Origin of the sequence: Streptomyces sp. BF23-19, assembly GCF_041106355.1 — a bacterium.
Lineage (GTDB): Bacteria > Actinomycetota > Actinomycetes > Streptomycetales > Streptomycetaceae > Streptomyces > Streptomyces virginiae_A.
On sequence record NZ_JBGBPT010000130.1, the window covers coordinates 1 to 16,011 of the forward strand.

Below are 16,011 nucleotides of genomic sequence, written 5' to 3' on the forward strand. Positions count from 1 at the left end.
CTCCCCGCCGGAGGCCCCACCGCCGTCACCGCCCGCGTCCACGCCGCACTCGGCGACGCGGGCGTACTCCCCGCCCACGGCACCGGCGCCCACGAAGCCCTCCGCACCCTCGTACACACCCTCGCCGCAGGCGCCGCCGACCCCGCCGACCCGCTCTGCGCCGCCCACCTGCACTGCCCCCCACTCGCCGTCGCGGCCGCCGCCGACCTCGCCGCCAGCGCCCTGAACCCCTCCCTCGACTCCTGGGACCAGGCCCCCGCCGCCTCCGCCGTCGAAGCCCTCCTCACCCGCACCCTCGCCGCCGAGTTCTACGCCACCCCCCACGCCGACGCCCTCGTCACCACCGGCGGCACCGAAGCCAACCAACTCGCCGTGCTCCTCGCCCGCGAACGCCACGGCCCCGCCCTCACCGTCCTCCACGGGGCCAACGCCCACCACTCCATCCCCCGCGCCGCATGGCTCCTCGGCCTGCCCCCGGCCACCGAACTCCCCACCCCCGCCGGCGTCCTCGACCCCGCCCGCCTCGCCGAAGCCCTCGCCACCACCCCCGGCCCCACCCTCGTCACCGCCACCGCCGGCACCACCGACGCAGGCCTCATCGACCCGATCCACCGCATCGCCGACCTCTGCGACCGCTACGGCGCCGACCTCCACATCGACGCCGCGTACGGCGGCCTCCTCGCCCTCAGCCCCCGCCACCGCGACAAACTCGCCGGACTAGACCGCGCCCACTCCCTCACCATCGACCTGCACAAACTCGGCTGGCAACCCGTCGCCGCAGGCCTCCTCGCCGTCCCCGACACCACCCTCCTCGCCCCCCTCGCCCACCAGGCCGACTACCTCAACGCCACCGACGACACCGAAGCCGGCCTGCCCGACCTCCTCGGCCGCTCCCTACGCACCACCCGCCGCCCCGACGCCCTCAAGATCGCCACCACCCTCCGGGCCCTGGGCCGCGACGGCCTCGCCGCACTCATCGACCGCACCATCGACACCGCACACCACCTCGCCCGACTCCTCGACGCCCACCCTGGCTTCGAACTCCACACACCCCCCACCATCACCACCGTCCTCTTCCGGCCCACCCACGCCGACGACGACCACCTCGCCACCCTGCGACGCACCCTCCTGCACCAAGGCCGCGCCGTCCTCGGCCGCACCCACGCCGACGGCCGCCTGTGGCTCAAAGCCACCCTGCTCAACCCGCACACCACAGCGGGGGACCTGGACCAGCTCATCTCCCTCCTGGAAGGCAGCACCCACCGATGACCGCCCAGCTCGACGCCCCCCACGACCTCGTCGGAATCGGGATCGGCCCCTTCAACCTGTCCCTCGCCGCCCTCGCCGACGGCCTGCCCCGACAAGGCGCCGGCGAACTCGCCACCGCCTTCTACGACCAGCGCCGCGACTTCCGCTGGCACCCCGGACTCCTCATCGAAGGCGCCACCCTCCAGGTCCCCTTCCTCGCCGACCTCGTCACCCTCGCCGACCCGGCCAGCCCCTGGAGCTTCCTCAGCTACCTCAAGCACAAGGAACGACTCTTCCCCTTCTACTTCGCCGAGCAGTTCCACATCCACCGCGCCGAATACGACGCCTACTGCCGCTGGGTCGCCGGCCGCGTCCCCGGACTCCACTTCGGCCACCAGGTCGACGCCGTCCGCTGGAACCCCGAACGCGACCTCTTCGAAGTCGACTTCACCCAACTCGACGCCACCGGCGAAGCCGAAGCCCTCGGCCGCACCTACACCCGCAACCTCGCCCTCGGCATCGGCACCGCCCCCTACGTCCCCGAACCCCTACGCCCCCTCGCCGACGCCCCCACCGTCCCCGTCATCCACTCCGCCGACTACCTCGACAACCGCCGACGCATCCTCGGCGCCGAACACGTCACCGTCATCGGATCAGGCCAGTCCGGCGCCGAAGTCTTCCTCGACCTCCTCCGCGCCCGCCCCGTCGGCCGCGAACGCCTCACCTGGCTCGCCCGCACCCCCTCCTTCGCCCCCATGGAGTACTCCAAGCTCGGCCTCGAACACTTCACCCCCGACTACACCCGCTACTTCCACTCCCTCCCCGAACCCGTACGCGACCAGCTCGTCCCCGCCCAATGGCAACTCCACAAGGGCATCGACGCCGACACCATCGCCGCCATCCACGCGGAGCTCTACCGCCGCACCCTCCACGGAGGCTGGCCCGACACCGTCCTCACCCCCGGAGTCAGCGTCCGCACCGCCGGCCGCGTCGCCACCACCAAGGTCGAACTCCACCTCGAACACACCGAGCAGGGCACCCGCTCCCGCCTCACCACCGACGCCGTCGTCCTCGCCACCGGCTACCAGGAACGCCCCCTCGGCAACCTCCTCGCAGGCCTCGACCCCTACCTGCGCAAGGACTCCTCCGGCCGCCCCCGCATCGACGACCGCTACCGGATGATCCTCGACCCCACCGTCACCGGCAGCATCTTCGTCCAGAACGGCGAACGCCACACCCACGGCGTCGGCGCCCCCGACCTCGGCCTCGCCGCCTGGCGCAGCGCCGCCATCCTCAACACCCTCACCGGCAAAGAGCCCTACCCCCAACCGGATCGCACCGCCTTCACCACCTTCGGCCTCGACCAGCGCGAACACACCCGCCCCCGCCCCGCCGGCGAACTCCTCCCGCTCGTCGAACACCCCTGAGAGGCCCGGCAGTCCGGTGATCGAGACCCCCGCCCCCACCGTCCCGGGGCCGCCACGAGGGCGGGAGCGTGACCGGTACAACTATCCGCGCAAGTCGAACGTCTCTTCTGTCGAAGAAACGTTTCCAGGGGGTTTTGTCTGTGAAGTTTTCCCGGATCGCCGCAGCGGTCACCACCGCTGCCCTTGCTCCGGCCGTCCTCATCGCGTCACCGGCGTTCGCCGCCGGCCCCGACGCCCCGGCCAACGGCAACCACCCGGCACCGACCACGCCGGACCGGACCACGCCGGACCAGACCGTGCCCGACCAGGCCGAAGAGGACCGCAAGACCATCCTCGCGATCATCGCCCACCCGATGGCCAGCGAGTTCATGCAAGAAGCCGGCCGCAAGGCCATCGCCGACGGCCCCAAGGCCATGCGCAAGTTCATCGAAGTCGACCAGCACAACATCCGCATGGACGACTACCGCATCGAGATCCTGCGCCTCCTCCCGGGCGCCGGCCCCGGCCTGAAGGAGGGCATCAACAAGGTCCTCAGCAACGGCAACACCATCGAAAAGCTCCGCCACTTCTACGACGTGACCCAGCACGAGCTGCGCGACGACGACAACAAGGTCGAGATCTCCCGGCTCATCGGCACCGGCGGCACCGGCGTGAAGGAAGCCGGCAAGAAGGCACTCCAGGGCACCCCCGCCGACCGCGCGGAGTTCCTGAAGACCGGCCGCCACCTCGCCCAGGCCCAGGACGACCTGGTCGAGCTGGCCCGCATCGACGAGGGCTGGGACGGCCCGATCCTGACCGAGGCCATCGGCAAGCTCATGAACGGATCGCCGACCCCGGCCGAGCTGCGCCACTTCCTGGAAGTGACCCAGTACGAGCTCCGCGACCAGGACAACCGCGTCGCCATCGCAAAGATCATCGACGGTGGTGGTCCGGAACTCGTCAAGGCCGGCCGCGCCGCCCTCGCCGGCACCCCCGCCGACCGGACCGAGTTCCTCAAGACAGGCCGGCACGAAGCCCGCGCCAAGGACCAGGCCGCCAAGAACAACGAAAAGCCGACCCCCGGCAAGGACGGCAAGGACGGCAAGGACGGTGAAGGCAACGGCACCGGAACGGACTCCGGCACCAGCGGCACCACCGGCACCGGCACCACCACCGGCACCACCGCCATCACCGCCCAGGGCCACAACGGTTCCCCCCTCGCCACCACCGGCGCGGGCGACCACACCACCCTGATCGCCGGCGGCGCGGGCACCGCGCTCGCCGCCGGCGCCGGACTGCTCCTCGCCGCCCGCATGCGCCGCGCAGGCGCCGCACGCTGATCGGACCCGCACCACCAGGGGTGGCCGGCTGCGGCACACCGCGGCCGGCCACCCCGCCGGGCCGATCCGACAGGATCCCGAAGAGGCGGCTCAGGGGGTGTCTTGCCGATCAGGCCGGGCTCGCGGGCTCTGGCACCGCGCCTCGCCGCGTTGTCCTCGGTCGGCGACGCTCCGCGTCGCCTCCCTCGTCCGCCTCGCGACCCACGGCACCAGACCCCGCTCCCTGATCCGGCCTGACCAAGACACCCCCTAGAACACCGCGACCCCGGCCCGCGTCAGACGCCAGTCCACCGACGCGAACTGCGCGGCGTCGATCGTCCCCTTCGCCTTCACCCACTGGATGATCGTGTTACGGATCTCGTCCGAGTTCGCCCACAGCTGCTTGGCCTGCGGAACATGCGGGAAGTTCCCACCACCCGACGCCCGATAGTTGTTCACCGCCAACACGAACTGCGCCGCCGGATCCACCGGCTTCCCCTGGAACGACAACCCCGTGATCCGCGACCCCGCCGGCTGCGCGATGTCGATGTCGTACACCAGCCCGTACACCGCGTCGTAGTTGTAGTCCGGAATGCTCTCCGCGTTCGTCAGCTTCGCCGGATCCACCACATCACCCGGCGCCGTCCGCACGAAGTACCGCGCCGAGTACTCCAGGTAGTCCTTCACCTGCGCACCCGTCAGCAGCCGCGCCTCCATCGTGTTCTCGAACGGATACAGACCCGCCGCATCCTTGATCGTCACCTGACCCGCCGGGATCGACGCCGTACGCGAGAAGCACGACGCCTGCGACAGCACCGGCAGCGCCGCCCACTGCGAACCGGCCAGCGCCCCCTTCACCGTCTCCGCCTGCACATGGTTGATCAGATCGATGATCGCGACGTCCTTGAACGCCCCCTCCGCCGACGACATCGCCTGCGTCGACGTACCGATCACCTGGTTCACGTACGCCACGACCTTGCGGTGCTCGTCCGACAGCAGCCGCGTGATCTTCTCGTCCTCCGCGACCGTGTTCGAGTTCAGCACCTTCGCCGCGACCTTCGCCACCGACCAGCGGCCCTTCTCCCACGTCAGCTCGAAGTCGAACAGCGTCAGCCGCTGCCCCCACTTCAGCGGCTCCGACAGCACCACGTCCTTGCCGGTCGCCTTGTTCTTCACCCGGTACTCCGGGATCTCCGTGTGCGCGTGCCCCACCAGGATCGCGTCGATCCCCGGCACCTGCTCCGCCACCAGCGCCGCCGCGTTCTCGATGTACGGCAACTGGTCCCCGTACGAGGACGTACCGCTCGAACCGGAATGCGCCGACACGATCACCACATCCGCGCCCATCGACCGCAGCTTCGGCACGTACTTCGCCGCCTGCTCCTCCAGCCCCGGGAACGTCATCTTCCCCTGCACGTTCGCCTTGTCCCAGATCGCGATACCCGGGTTCGTCAACCCCAGCACCGCCACCTTCACATCCCGCCCGCACGGCGTACGCAGCTTGTGCATGCTGTACGGCGCGAACGCCGGCCGCAGCGTCTTCGCATCCAGCGCGTTCGCCCCCAGCAACGGGAAGTCGCACTGCTCCTCGAACTTCCGCAGCACCGGAATGCCGTAATTGAACTCGTGGTTCCCCAGCGCCGCCGCGTCATAACCGATCGCGTTCATCGCCTGCGCCATCGGGTGCACCGGACCACGCCGCGCGGTGATCGGATCCACCTTCGCGTAGTAGTACGACAACTGCGTGCCCTGGATCGTGTCACCCGCGTCGATCAGCAGCGTGTTACGCCGCCCCTTCTCCGCCCGCACCTGCTCCACCAGCGTCGAGATCTTCGCCAGACCGACGTCGTTGTGCGCCTTGTCGTCGAACTCCTTGTCCGTGAAGTAGTCCCAGTTGAAGACATTCCCGTGCAAGTCGGTCGTACCCATCACCGTGAACGCGTACGTCCGCGCCCCCGCACCGGACACCTTCACATCCTGCGCAGCCGCCACGGCCGGGGAGCTCGCGGCCCCCGCCAACGCCACAGCAGCACCCGTCGCAGCCGAAGTACCCAGAAATGTCCTACGGTCGAACGCCATACCATCTCCCATTCGAGGCCTGAACAACGCGCGTAGATTCTGACCCAGCAGTAACAACCCGCAACACCCCCGACAGGTTTCGATCCGGTGACCACACCCGAACGAGCGACAGTGCGACAGTGAAACCATGACCCAGGACGCATCGCACCAGCCCTACGGAACCCCCGAAGTACCCCGCGTAGCAGTCCGCGGCGAAGCCCGCATCGAAGTCGACCCCGAGATCGCCCGCATCGGAATCACCGTCAGCGCCCGCGGCACCGACCGCCGCACCGCACTCGAAGACCTCACCCGCCGCAACAACACCGCCCTCGACCTCATCAAGAGCTACGGCGACCCCGTCGAAAAACTCGAAACCGGCGCCTTCTCCATCACCCCCGAACTCACCCGCCACGGCCGCGCCGAACGCGTCCGCGCCTACCACGGCCGCGTCCACATCACCGCCGAACTCAGCGACTTCACCGCCCTCGGCGAACTCACCACCCGCCTCGCCGACCTCGAACTCACCGAGGTCGACGGCCCCTGGTGGGCCCTGCGCCCCACCTCACCCGCGCACGGCCGAGCCCGCCGCCAAGCCGTCCTCGAAGCCGTCCAACGCGCCCGCGAATACGCCGAAGCCCTCGGCGCCGACCTCGCCGCCCTCGTCGAACTCGCCGACCTCGGCGCCGAGAACGCCGCCCCCTTCACCCCCGCCCCCGGCGCAGGCATGCGCACCATGGCCTTCAGCGCCACCGAGGACGCCGGCCCCCCGCCCCTCGACCTCGAACCCCAGCGCCAGACCGTCTACGCACAGGTGAACGCCCGCTTCACCATGACTCCTCCGCAACTCTGAAGAACCCACAAATGCCGCCCCGGGGGTGCTCATCAGAGCACCCCCACGCACATTCAACAGTTGTCAACAAGCTTTTGCTCAAAGGTTGTTGAGTGGACACCCGGAACCGATTTCCTACCCGCAGGTAGGGGAATACGCTCGACCCATGCGCCGAGCGAAAATCGTATGTACCCTGGGCCCCGCCACCGACTCATACGACCAGATCAAAGCCCTGGTCGAAGCCGGAATGGACATCGCCCGCCTCAACCTCAGCCACGGCACCACCGCCGAACACGAGGAGCGCTACCAGCGCGTACGCAAGGCCTCCGACGAGACCGGCCGCAGCGTCGGCATCCTCGCCGACCTTCAAGGCCCGAAGATCCGCCTCGGCCGCTTCCACGAAGGACCCGTACTCCTTGAACGCGGCGACGAATTCACCATCACCGTCGAAGACCACCACGGCGACCGCCACACCTGCGGCACCACCTACAAAGGCCTCGCCACCGACGTCACCACCGGCGAACTCATCCTCGTCGACGACGGCCGCGTCACCCTCGAAGTCACCACGGTCGACGGCCCCCGCGTCCACACCCGCGTCATCGAAGGCGGCATGGTATCCGACCACAAAGGCCTCAACCTCCCCGGAGTAGCCGTCTCCGTCCCCGCACTCTCCGAAAAAGACATCGAAGACCTCCGCTGGGCCCTCCGCACCGGCGCCGACGTCATCGCCCTCTCCTTCGTCCGCAGCGGCCGCGACATCCAGGACGTCCACCGCATCATGGACGAAGAAGGCCGACGCCTCCCCGTCATCGCCAAGATCGAAAAACCCCAAGCCGTCGAAAACATCGACGACATCGTCGCCGCCTTCGACGGCATCATGGTCGCCCGCGGCGACCTCGGCGTCGAAATGCCCCTCGAACAAGTCCCCATCGTCCAAAAGCGCGCCATCAAACTCGCCAAGCGCAACGCCAAACCCGTCATCGTCGCCACCCAAATGCTCGACTCGATGATCGACAACTCCCGCCCCACCCGCGCCGAAGCCAGCGACGTCGCCAACGCCATCATCGACGGCACCGACGCCGTCATGCTCTCCGGCGAAACCAGCGTCGGCAAATACCCCATCGAAACCGTCCGCACCATGTCCCGCATCGTCGAAGCCGCCGAAGAAGACATCCTCGCCAAGGGCCTCCCCCCACTCACCGACCGCAACAAGCCCCGCACCCAAGGCGGAGCCGTCGCCCGCGCAGCCGCCGAAATGGGCGACTTCCTCGACGCCAAATTCCTCGTCGCCTTCACCCAGAGCGGCGACACCGTCCGCCGACTCTCCCGCTACCGCTCACCCATCCCCCTCCTCGCCTTCACCCCCGACCAAGCCACCCGCTCCCAACTCAACCTCACCTGGGGCGTCGAAACCTTCCTCGGCCCCCACGTCGACTCCACCGACGCCATGGTCGCCCAAGTCGAAGAAGAACTCCTGCGCATCGGCCGCTGCGTACCCGGCGACACCGTCGTCATCACCGCCGGCTCACCCCCCGGCGTCACCGGATCCACCAACCTCGTCCGCATCCACCACATCGGCGACGCGGTCCGCTGACACACCACCCGCACAACGACGCACCGCGTCGGGCCACCACACCCCACCCGACGCGGTCACCCGCACCACCACGGCCGCGAACTCCCCGAACGACAACACCACACCCCCACGCCCCAGAACGGCACACCACCCCACGCCGCCGACGTCGACACACCCCTTGACCTCAACCTCACCTGAGGTCATACGTTCGCGACATGACGACGAACGAGTACTCCCAGCAGCAGCAGCTCGCCGCCCAGCCCATCGGCCACTGGGCCCGCGAAGCCGCAAACCTGGTCATCGGCGGCCTCCGCACCGCCCTCGCCGAAGAACACCTCACCCAGCCCCACTGGTGGACCCTGGGCCACATGGCCGGCGCCCCGGGCGAATGGACCCGCAAGGCCCTCACCGAGAAGCTGACCCCCTTCGACGACCAGAACACCGACTTCGAGACCGTCTACGCCGACCTCACCACCCGCGGCTGGCTCACCGAGACCGACCACCGCCTCACCCTCACCGAAGCCGGCGAAGCAGGCCGCCTCCGCGCCCACGCCCGCAACGCGAAGGTCCACGCGGCAATGCGGCAGGGCATCGACGACGCCGCATACGCCGCCACGATCAACACCCTCCGCCACCTGGTCGCCAACCTCGGCGGCAACGGCGACCTGCCGTAACGCCATACTGGCCCCTCACGACGCACACACGGGGGACCGACCGGATGACCACGCAGCCGCCACACGCACCGGACGCCGGCCCCGGGCACGCATGCGAACCCCGCCCAGGCACCTGCCGCCTCCCCGAACCGTGGATGTGCCACGTGTTCTACGTCGACGGAAGCCTCCGCGACATCACCGTCACGGACACCGACGACACCCACTGGAACCAGGTCCTACACCACCTCCGCACCACCGCCGACCAGCTCACCTGGTACAACGGCCCCGAGGCACACGACATCACCCCGGACGACACCGAGGACCCCTTCGCCACCATCGAGGACGGCTGCACGGCAACCCTCGCCGTCCGATACGGCCACACCTGGCTCTCGGCCCATCTGCCGGTCGACGGGATCGAATTCTCCCTCTGGCCCGACAGCATCGAGGACGGGACCCACGTCGCCGACGTGCTGCGCTTCCTGACCGAACTGGGCACGGCATGCGGCCGCCCGGCCGTCCTCACCGCCGAAACCGTCATCGGCCACCACGAGCTGCCGCCCCTGATCACCTACGACCCTGCCACCGGGACCACCACGCACCTTCAGACCTAGTACTTCGGCCCGATGTGGGCGTCCATGAGGGCGACGCAGTCCTTCCGCGCGACGGACACGTTGAACGGATCACTGCCCCGCGCCAACACCGTCCACCGGACCCCGACCTTGGTCAGCGTGTCCGTGCAGAGCTTCCGGATGTCGTCGGACTTGTTGGTGAAGAAGTACCGCGGGTACTCGTAGCGCTTGCCGTTCCGGACGGTCCAGTTGGTGACCCGACACCCGTCGGAATGGATCAGCCCCCGCAGGAACGCCCACGGGTGCGCATCGACGATCTCCTGCTGCCAGTCTTCGAGAACGATCCGCCGCTCGTGCTTCTTGCCGGGCCCGTGCTGAGGGAACAGGCATGTCCAGTGAGTCGAGTGGGACTGCACCTCGACGCATCCCTGTCGCTGCCGACGGCTTACGCGCGGGATCCGCATCACGAGGTGCATGGCCTCCTCGGCGGCGTCGATGAGGCCCACCCAGGTCGCGTCGCAAAAGATGGACAGGTGGTGCTGCTTGTACTTCGAGATGATGTGGCCGTCGCCGAGATAGAGGCCGAGGAGATAGGCGTACGTGGGCCGGTCGAGGTCGAGGCCGGTGCACTTCGGACAGTCGGTGGGCGGCTCATAGGTTTCGCCGCGGCTCTTCCGGTCCTGGTGTCGCCACCAGCCGACAGTCCCGCGGGGTACGCCGAGATTCTCGGCCACTGATCGGTTGGTCGCGCCTCGGCGCAGCAGCAGGACGGCTTGTTCGCGTATCGCGGGATTGTGCTCCACGAGGCAGGAGCTTCGCTGCTATTCGCCCGGTTGGTCGTAATTCGAAGTTTCGTTCACCGTGACGAGTGAAGATCGCAATATTCGCTTGGCGACCTTGAAATTGAAGGAGAAGTGCCCCGAGTCGGATTCGAACCGACGCTGAATGGGTTTTGAATCCATCGCCTCTGCCGCTGGGCTACCGGGGCCCCTTCGAAACGAAGGATACCTAAGACCCTCCGTGTCACAAACATACAGGAGCTAGGTAGGCTCGTGGGAGCTTAACCGCCTTGCACCGAGGAGCATCCGTGACCGCCGAGCACGAGTCGACGCCCACGCCCGACGCCGACCAGTCGCACGTTCCGCCGCTGACGACCCGCGTCGTCATCGCCGAGGACGAGGCGCTCATCCGTCTCGATCTCAAAGAGATGCTCGAAGAAGAGGGCTACTCCGTCGTCGGCGAGGCCGGCGACGGCCAGACGGCCGTCGAGCTCGCGCGCGAGCACCGTCCCGACCTGGTGATCCTCGATGTGAAGATGCCCGTCCTGGACGGGATCTCCGCGGCCGAGAAGATCGCGGAGGAGTCCATCGCGCCCGTGTTGATGCTCACCGCGTTCTCGCAGCGCGACCTGGTCGAGCGGGCCCGGGACGCCGGTGCGATGGCGTACCTCGTGAAGCCGTTCAGCAAGAGCGACGTGGTGCCGGCCATCGAGATGGCCGTCTCCCGCTTCGCGGAGCTGCGTGCGCTGGAGCAGGAGGTCGCGGACCTGTCGCAGCGGCTGGAGACCCGCAAGCTGGTGGACCGCGCCAAGAGCATTCTGCAGACGCAGTACGGGCTGACGGAGCCGGCCGCCTTCCGGTGGATCCAGAAGTCGTCCATGGACCGTCGGATGTCCATGCAGCAGGTCGCCGAGGTGGTCATCGAGGACGCCGAGGCGAAGAAGAAGGAGAGCGGCAAGTAGCGGCCGCCCCCGGACATGCGTGAGGCCCGCCCCCCCCCGAGGGGGGGCGGGCCTTACACGTTGTGTCAGTCCTCGCCGAGGTAGGCCTTGCGGACGTCCTCGTTGTGGAGGAGGTCGCGGCCGGTGCCGGAGAGAACGATCTTGCCGATCTCCATCACGTGCGCGCTGTCGGAGAGCGAGAGCGCCGCCTGGGCGTTCTGCTCGACGAGCAGGATGGTCATGCCGGCGGCCTTGAGGTCCTTGATGGTCGCCATGATCTTCTGCATCATCAGCGGCGACAGGCCCATGGAGGGCTCGTCCAGCATCAGGAGCTTGGGGCGGGACATGAGCGCGCGGCCCATGGCGAGCATCTGCTGCTCGCCGCCCGAGAGGGTGCCGGCGGCCTGCTTGCGACGTTCACCCAGGATGGGGAACATCTCGTAGGCGCGCTGGACGTCCGCCTCGATGCCCTCCTTGTCGGTGCGCAGGAAGGCGCCGAGCTGGAGGTTTTCGGCGATCGTCAGCCGGGGGAAGATGTGGCGTCCCTCGGGGGAGTGGGCGAGGCCCAGGGAGACGATCTTGTGGGCGGGGACGGCGGCCAGGGGCTGGCCGTCGAAGGTGACGCTGCCGCTCTTGGGCTTGATGAGCCCGGAGAGGGTGCGCAGGGTGGTCGTCTTGCCGGCGCCGTTGGTGCCGACGAGGCAGACGATTTCGCCTTCGTTGACTTCGAAGGAGATTCCCTTGACGGCTTCGATCTTGCCGTAGGCGACCTTGAGGTCTTCGACCTTGAGCAGTGCGGTCACTTGGCCTCTCCTTCCGTGCTGGTGGTGCTGGTGGTGCTGTCCGAGTCGGCGTCGGCCGGGGCGTCGGTGTCGCCGTCGGTGTCGGCGGCGGCCTCCGCTTCGGGTTCGGCGTCGGTCTCGGTGGCTTCGGCGTCGGCGGCTGCCTCGGCTTCGACCTCGACCTCGGCTTCGGCCGCAGCCTCGACCTCGACCTCGGCGTCGGCCTCGGCCGCGGCCTCGACCTCCGTCTCGGCCTCGGGCTCGGCTTCGGCCGGTGCTGCGGCTTCGGCGGCGGCGGCTTCCGCTGCCTCGACGGCGGCGTCGTCGGCGGCGCCCGGGTCGCCCTCGAAGGGCTCGCCGAGGTAGGCGGCGATGACGCGCTCGTCGCCCTGGACCTCGGCGGCGGTGCCTTCGATGAGCTTTTCGCCCTGGACGAGGCAGGCGACGCGGTCGCAGAGGTTGAAGATGAAGCGCATGTCGTGCTCGATGACGAGGACGGCGATGCCCATGTCGCGGATGGCGAAGATGAGTTCTTCGGCAGCGCGGGTTTCCTGCGGGTTCATGCCGGCGGTGGGCTCGTCCAGGAGGATGAGGCCGGGGTCGCTGGCGAGGGCGCGGGCGATTTCCAGCTTGCGCTGTTCGCCGTAGGGGAGGTTCTTGGCCAGGTGCTGGGCCTTGTTCTCCAGGCCGATGAACTCGAGGAGTTCCATGGCGCGCGCTTCGCTGGCGGCTTCGGCCTTCTTGAAGCCGGGGCCGCGCAGGAGTGCGGACCAGAGGCCTTCCTTGGTGCGGGTGTGGCGTCCGACGAGGACGTTCTCCAGCACGGTCATGTTGTGGAAGAGCCGGATGTTCTGGAAGGTGCGGGCGATGCCGGCCTCGGTGACCTTGTGGGGCTTGGGAGGCAGGACCGTGCCCTTGTAGCTGACGCTGCCCTCGGTGGGGACGTACAGCCCGGTGAGGCAGTTGAAGAAGGTGGTCTTGCCGGCGCCGTTGGGGCCGATGAGGCCGACGATCTCGCCCGCGTTGACCTGGAGGTCGACGCCCTTGACGGCGGTGAGGCCGCCGAAGCGCATGGTGACGCCCTTGGCTTCGAGAACCGTGGTCTTGGTGGTGGTGGACGTGGTGTCCGTGGTGGTCGTCATGTCGTTCACGCCCCCGCCTTGGCGGTGGCCAGGTCCGTGGGGGCCTGGTCAGCGGTGTCGTCGTGGAACTCGAGCTGCGCGCGCTTGTTGGCGATGAGGCCTTCGGGGCGGAAGCGCATGAGCAGGATGAGGGCGATGCCGAACGCGAGGAGCTGGTAGTCCTGGAGGAAGGCCAGCTTCGCGGGGATCAGGAAGAGCAGTGCGGCGCCGAGGATGGGGCCGCGGATGGTGCCCATGCCGCCGAGGATGACGGCGGCGAGGAGGAACGCGGAGTTCGGCGGGACGGGCCCGGCGAAGACGTAGTTCTCGGGGACGACCGTGCTGTTGACGTGTGCCTGGACGGTGCCGGCGAGGCCGGCGAGGGTGGCGCCGAGGGCGAAGGCGATGAGCTTGACCTTGAAGCCGTTGATGCCCATGGCTTCGGCGGCGGTCTCGTCCTCGCGGATGGCGACCCAGGCGCGGCCGATGCGGCTGCTGCCGGCGCGGGCGAAGACCACGACGACGAGGGCCATCACGAGCAGCATCAGGAAGTAGTAGTTGGCGTAGGCGCCGAGGGTGATGCCGCCGACCACGTGGGATTCCCCGAAGTTCCACCCGAAGAGTTCGAGGTGGGGGATGTTGGGGATGCCGTTGGGGCCGTTGGTGATGTCGGGGCCGGAGGTGCCGTCGAGGTTGCCCATGGCGATGCGGAAGATTTCTCCGAAGCCGAGGGTGACGATGGCGAGGTAGTCGCCGCGCAGGCGCAGGGTCGGGGCTCCGATGACCACGCCGAAGATGAGCGAGGCGAGGGCGCCGACGATGACCGCTGCCCAGAAGGGGAGGTGGATGCCGAAGGCGGATGCGGTGCTTCCGGAGACCAGGGCCGCGGCGTAGGCGCCGACGCCGAGGAAGGCGACGTAGCCGAGGTCGAGGAGGCCGGCGAGGCCGACGACGACGTTGAGGCCGAGGGCGACGGTCGCGAAGATCAGGATGTTGACCGCGATCAGCGTGTAGGTGTCGCCGCTCTGCTGGATGAACGGGAAGGCGATGGCGGCGGCCGCGGTGCCGAGCAGGGTGACCTGGCGGTACTTGGCGGTGAGGCCGCCGAGGCGGGCGAAGAGGCCGGACTTGTTCAGCGCGAAGGCGGCGAGGCCGACGGTGATCAGGTAGGCGACGAAGAGCTGCGGTTCCTTGTCATCGGTGTCGATGCCGTAGGTGATGACGAAGAGGCCGATGGCGAAGACGGCGGTGACGATGAGGATTTCTGCCCAGGAGGGCAGTTCCTTGGCGGGGGCCGCCTTGCGGGTGTCGTCGGCGAGCTTGTTCACGGCGAGGACCGGGATGAGCGAGCCGAGGAGGGCGACGTAGGCGCCGGGTTCCAGGTTGACGACTCCGCCGAGGACGACGGTGATGGCGATGACCGTGAACCAGGTGGCGGCGAGGTTGCCGAGGGTGAGGAAGAAGAGGGCCTTGCGGGAGCCGTTGGGGGTGAGCCAGCGGAGGCCCTTGATGCCGAGCGCGGAGAGCGCGTGGGCGAGGGTGAGGGCGGCTCCGGCGAGGGTGACGTACTGGAGGCCCGCGGGGCTTCCGTAGTAGGTCAGGTCGCCGGGGAATTCGGCGGTCCACGTCCACGCGAGGAAGGCGCTGACGATGGTGAGGAGGCTGCCGGCGATGACCGCGTAGAGGAGGGTGGTGGGCGCGGGGCCCTGCTTCACCGTGTCGGCGGTCTGCGGGGTGGTGTTGGTGGTCATGGTTCTCACGCCCGATCCGCGACGCGCTCACCGAGCAGGCCTTGTGGCCGCACGAGGAGGACGACGATGAGGAGTACGAAGGCCCAGACGTTGGACCAGGCGCCACCGCCGAGCTGCGACATGCCGGGGATGTCTTCGATGTAGGCGATCGAGAGGGCTTCGGCGAGTCCGAGGACGACGCCGCCGACCATGGCTCCGTAGATGTTGCCGATGCCGCCGAGGACGGCTGCGGTGAAGGCCTTGAGGCCGAGGATGAAGCCCATCTCGAAGTTGATCTGGCCCTTGTCGAGGCCGTAGGCGACGGCGGCGACGGCGGCGAACGCGGCACCGATGGCGAAGGCCATGACGATGATGCGGTCGGTGTTGATGCCCATCAGCTTCGCGGTGTCGGGGTCCTGCGCGGTGGCCTGCATGGCGCGGCCGCTGCGGCTCTTCTGGACGAAGATGCCGAGGGCGAGCATGCAGAGCGGGGCGAGGATGAGGACGAAGAGGTCCGCGCGCTGGATCGCCAGGTTGTCGGTGATCTTGAAGGCGGCGCCCTTGAACTCAGGGAAGCTGACGGCCTTCTTGGCGTCCGGGTAGAACTGCCAGACGAGCTGCTGGAGCGCGATCGAGAGGCCGATTGCGGTGATGAGGGGTGCGAGCCGGGGGGCGCTGCGCAGTGGGCGGTAGGCGAAGCGTTCGGCTGCGCAGGCCACGGCTACGGAGGTGGCGGCACCTCCGATGATCATGACGGGTATCGCGATCAGCAGGGAGGTGCCGGTCGGGAGGATGGCGTAGGCGCTGAGCGCGCCGAAGCCGCCGATCATGAAGATCTCGCCGTGGGCGAAGTTGATGAGCTGGACGATGCCGTAGACCATGGTGTACCCGATGGCGATGAGGCCATAGAGAGCACCGAGGGCCAGGCCGTTGGCCAGCTGTTGCGGCAGTTCGTGCACCGCAGGGCCTCCGATGAGCGTGTCGGATAAGACTCCGCGCGAGG

General features: G+C 68.6%; 14 protein-coding genes and 1 tRNA gene. 8 read left to right on the plus strand and 7 right to left on the minus strand.

The window, feature by feature from the left end; genetic code table 11:
• From AB8A24_RS40640 to AB8A24_RS40650, 3 genes are all read left to right on the plus strand, one after another.
• Positions 1 to 1,269 (plus strand): aspartate aminotransferase family protein (locus tag AB8A24_RS40640; protein ID WP_369479007.1); only part of this gene is annotated, 1,269 nt, incomplete at its 5' end.
• On the plus strand, positions 1,266 to 2,675 hold the full coding sequence (locus AB8A24_RS40645) for a lysine N(6)-hydroxylase/L-ornithine N(5)-oxygenase family protein (protein ID WP_266390374.1): 1,410 nt from the start codon (positions 1,266 to 1,268) through the stop codon (positions 2,673 to 2,675). The genes AB8A24_RS40640 and AB8A24_RS40645, both read left to right, overlap by 4 nt.
• 140 nt (positions 2,676 to 2,815) lie before the next feature.
• Positions 2,816 to 3,994: an ALF repeat-containing protein gene (locus AB8A24_RS40650; protein ID WP_369479008.1), complete on the plus strand. Its 1,179-nt coding sequence runs from the start codon at positions 2,816 to 2,818 to the stop codon at positions 3,992 to 3,994.
• Between the two features lie 249 nt (positions 3,995 to 4,243).
• On the opposite strand, the gene AB8A24_RS40655 is transcribed toward AB8A24_RS40650, so the two are convergent.
• Positions 4,244 to 6,052 carry a bifunctional UDP-sugar hydrolase/5'-nucleotidase gene (locus AB8A24_RS40655; protein WP_369479009.1) on the minus strand — a complete coding sequence of 603 codons (1,809 nt, stop codon included), beginning with the start codon at positions 6,050 to 6,052 and terminating at the stop codon, positions 4,244 to 4,246.
• A gap of 127 nt (positions 6,053 to 6,179) precedes the next feature.
• Between AB8A24_RS40655 and AB8A24_RS40660 the strand changes: the two genes are divergently transcribed.
• The 4 genes from AB8A24_RS40660 to AB8A24_RS40675 all read left to right on the plus strand — a co-directional run bounded on the left by AB8A24_RS40660 (position 6,180) and on the right by AB8A24_RS40675 (position 9,697).
• Positions 6,180 to 6,881: an SIMPL domain-containing protein gene (locus tag AB8A24_RS40660; RefSeq protein ID WP_369479010.1), complete on the plus strand. Its 702-nt coding sequence runs from the start codon at positions 6,180 to 6,182 to the stop codon at positions 6,879 to 6,881.
• Positions 6,882 to 7,026: 145 nt separating this feature from the next.
• Complete coding sequence (gene pyk / locus AB8A24_RS40665; RefSeq protein WP_369479011.1) at positions 7,027 to 8,454, plus strand: pyruvate kinase; 1,428 nt, start codon at positions 7,027 to 7,029, stop codon at positions 8,452 to 8,454.
• Positions 8,455 to 8,648: 194 nt separating this feature from the next.
• Positions 8,649 to 9,107: a MarR family transcriptional regulator gene (locus AB8A24_RS40670; protein WP_369479012.1), complete on the plus strand. Its 459-nt coding sequence runs from the start codon at positions 8,649 to 8,651 to the stop codon at positions 9,105 to 9,107.
• 143 nt (positions 9,108 to 9,250) lie between these two features.
• Positions 9,251 to 9,697 carry a hypothetical protein gene (locus AB8A24_RS40675; protein WP_369479013.1) on the plus strand — a complete coding sequence of 149 codons (447 nt, stop codon included), beginning with the start codon at positions 9,251 to 9,253 and terminating at the stop codon, positions 9,695 to 9,697.
• On the opposite strand, the gene AB8A24_RS40680 is transcribed toward AB8A24_RS40675, so the two are convergent.
• Positions 9,694 to 10,458 carry a helix-turn-helix domain-containing protein gene (locus AB8A24_RS40680; protein ID WP_369479014.1) on the minus strand — a complete coding sequence of 255 codons (765 nt, stop codon included), beginning with the start codon at positions 10,456 to 10,458 and terminating at the stop codon, positions 9,694 to 9,696. The genes AB8A24_RS40675 and AB8A24_RS40680 overlap by 4 nt on opposite strands.
• A 112-nt stretch (positions 10,459 to 10,570) precedes the next feature.
• Positions 10,571 to 10,643, minus strand: a tRNA-Leu gene (locus AB8A24_RS40685).
• Between the two features lie 99 nt (positions 10,644 to 10,742).
• Between AB8A24_RS40685 and AB8A24_RS40690 the strand changes: the two genes are divergently transcribed.
• On the plus strand, positions 10,743 to 11,396 hold the full coding sequence (locus AB8A24_RS40690; protein WP_030008501.1) for an ANTAR domain-containing response regulator: 654 nt from the start codon (positions 10,743 to 10,745) through the stop codon (positions 11,394 to 11,396).
• Positions 11,397 to 11,461: 65 nt separating this feature from the next.
• Here AB8A24_RS40690 and AB8A24_RS40695 read toward each other — a convergent pair whose 3' ends face one another.
• The 4 genes from AB8A24_RS40695 to AB8A24_RS40710 are packed head-to-tail and all read right to left on the minus strand — an operon-like array spanning position 11,462 to position 15,967.
• A complete protein-coding gene (locus AB8A24_RS40695; RefSeq protein WP_266390352.1) occupies positions 11,462 to 12,178 on the minus strand; it encodes an ABC transporter ATP-binding protein in 717 nt (238 codons plus the stop codon).
• Complete coding sequence (locus AB8A24_RS40700; RefSeq protein WP_369479015.1) at positions 12,175 to 13,299, minus strand: ABC transporter ATP-binding protein; 1,125 nt, start codon at positions 13,297 to 13,299, stop codon at positions 12,175 to 12,177. The genes AB8A24_RS40695 and AB8A24_RS40700 overlap by 4 nt, the downstream gene beginning before the upstream one ends.
• Positions 13,300 to 13,304: 5 nt before the next feature.
• Positions 13,305 to 15,029: a branched-chain amino acid ABC transporter permease gene (locus tag AB8A24_RS40705; protein ID WP_369479016.1), complete on the minus strand. Its 1,725-nt coding sequence runs from the start codon at positions 15,027 to 15,029 to the stop codon at positions 13,305 to 13,307.
• Between the two features lie 5 nt (positions 15,030 to 15,034).
• A complete protein-coding gene (locus tag AB8A24_RS40710) occupies positions 15,035 to 15,967 on the minus strand; it encodes a branched-chain amino acid ABC transporter permease (protein ID WP_030720572.1) in 933 nt (310 codons plus the stop codon).
• Between the last annotated feature and the right edge of the window lie 44 nt (positions 15,968 to 16,011).

Excerpts from the sequence above, each read along its gene's own strand:
- AB8A24_RS40670 (WP_369479012.1), top strand. The coding sequence starts at position 8,649 with ATGACGACGAACGAGTACTCCCAGCAGCAGCAGCTCGCCGCCCAGCCC.
- AB8A24_RS40705 (WP_369479016.1), bottom strand. The coding sequence starts at position 15,029 with ATGACCACCAACACCACCCCGCAGACCGCCGACACGGTGAAGCAGGGC.
- AB8A24_RS40645 (WP_266390374.1), top strand. The coding sequence starts at position 1,266 with ATGACCGCCCAGCTCGACGCCCCCCACGACCTCGTCGGAATCGGGATC.
- pyk (WP_369479011.1), top strand. The coding sequence starts at position 7,027 with ATGCGCCGAGCGAAAATCGTATGTACCCTGGGCCCCGCCACCGACTCA.
- AB8A24_RS40700 (WP_369479015.1), bottom strand. The coding sequence starts at position 13,299 with ATGACGACCACCACGGACACCACGTCCACCACCACCAAGACCACGGTT.
- AB8A24_RS40660 (WP_369479010.1), top strand. The coding sequence starts at position 6,180 with ATGACCCAGGACGCATCGCACCAGCCCTACGGAACCCCCGAAGTACCC.
- AB8A24_RS40655 (WP_369479009.1), bottom strand. The coding sequence starts at position 6,052 with ATGGCGTTCGACCGTAGGACATTTCTGGGTACTTCGGCTGCGACGGGT.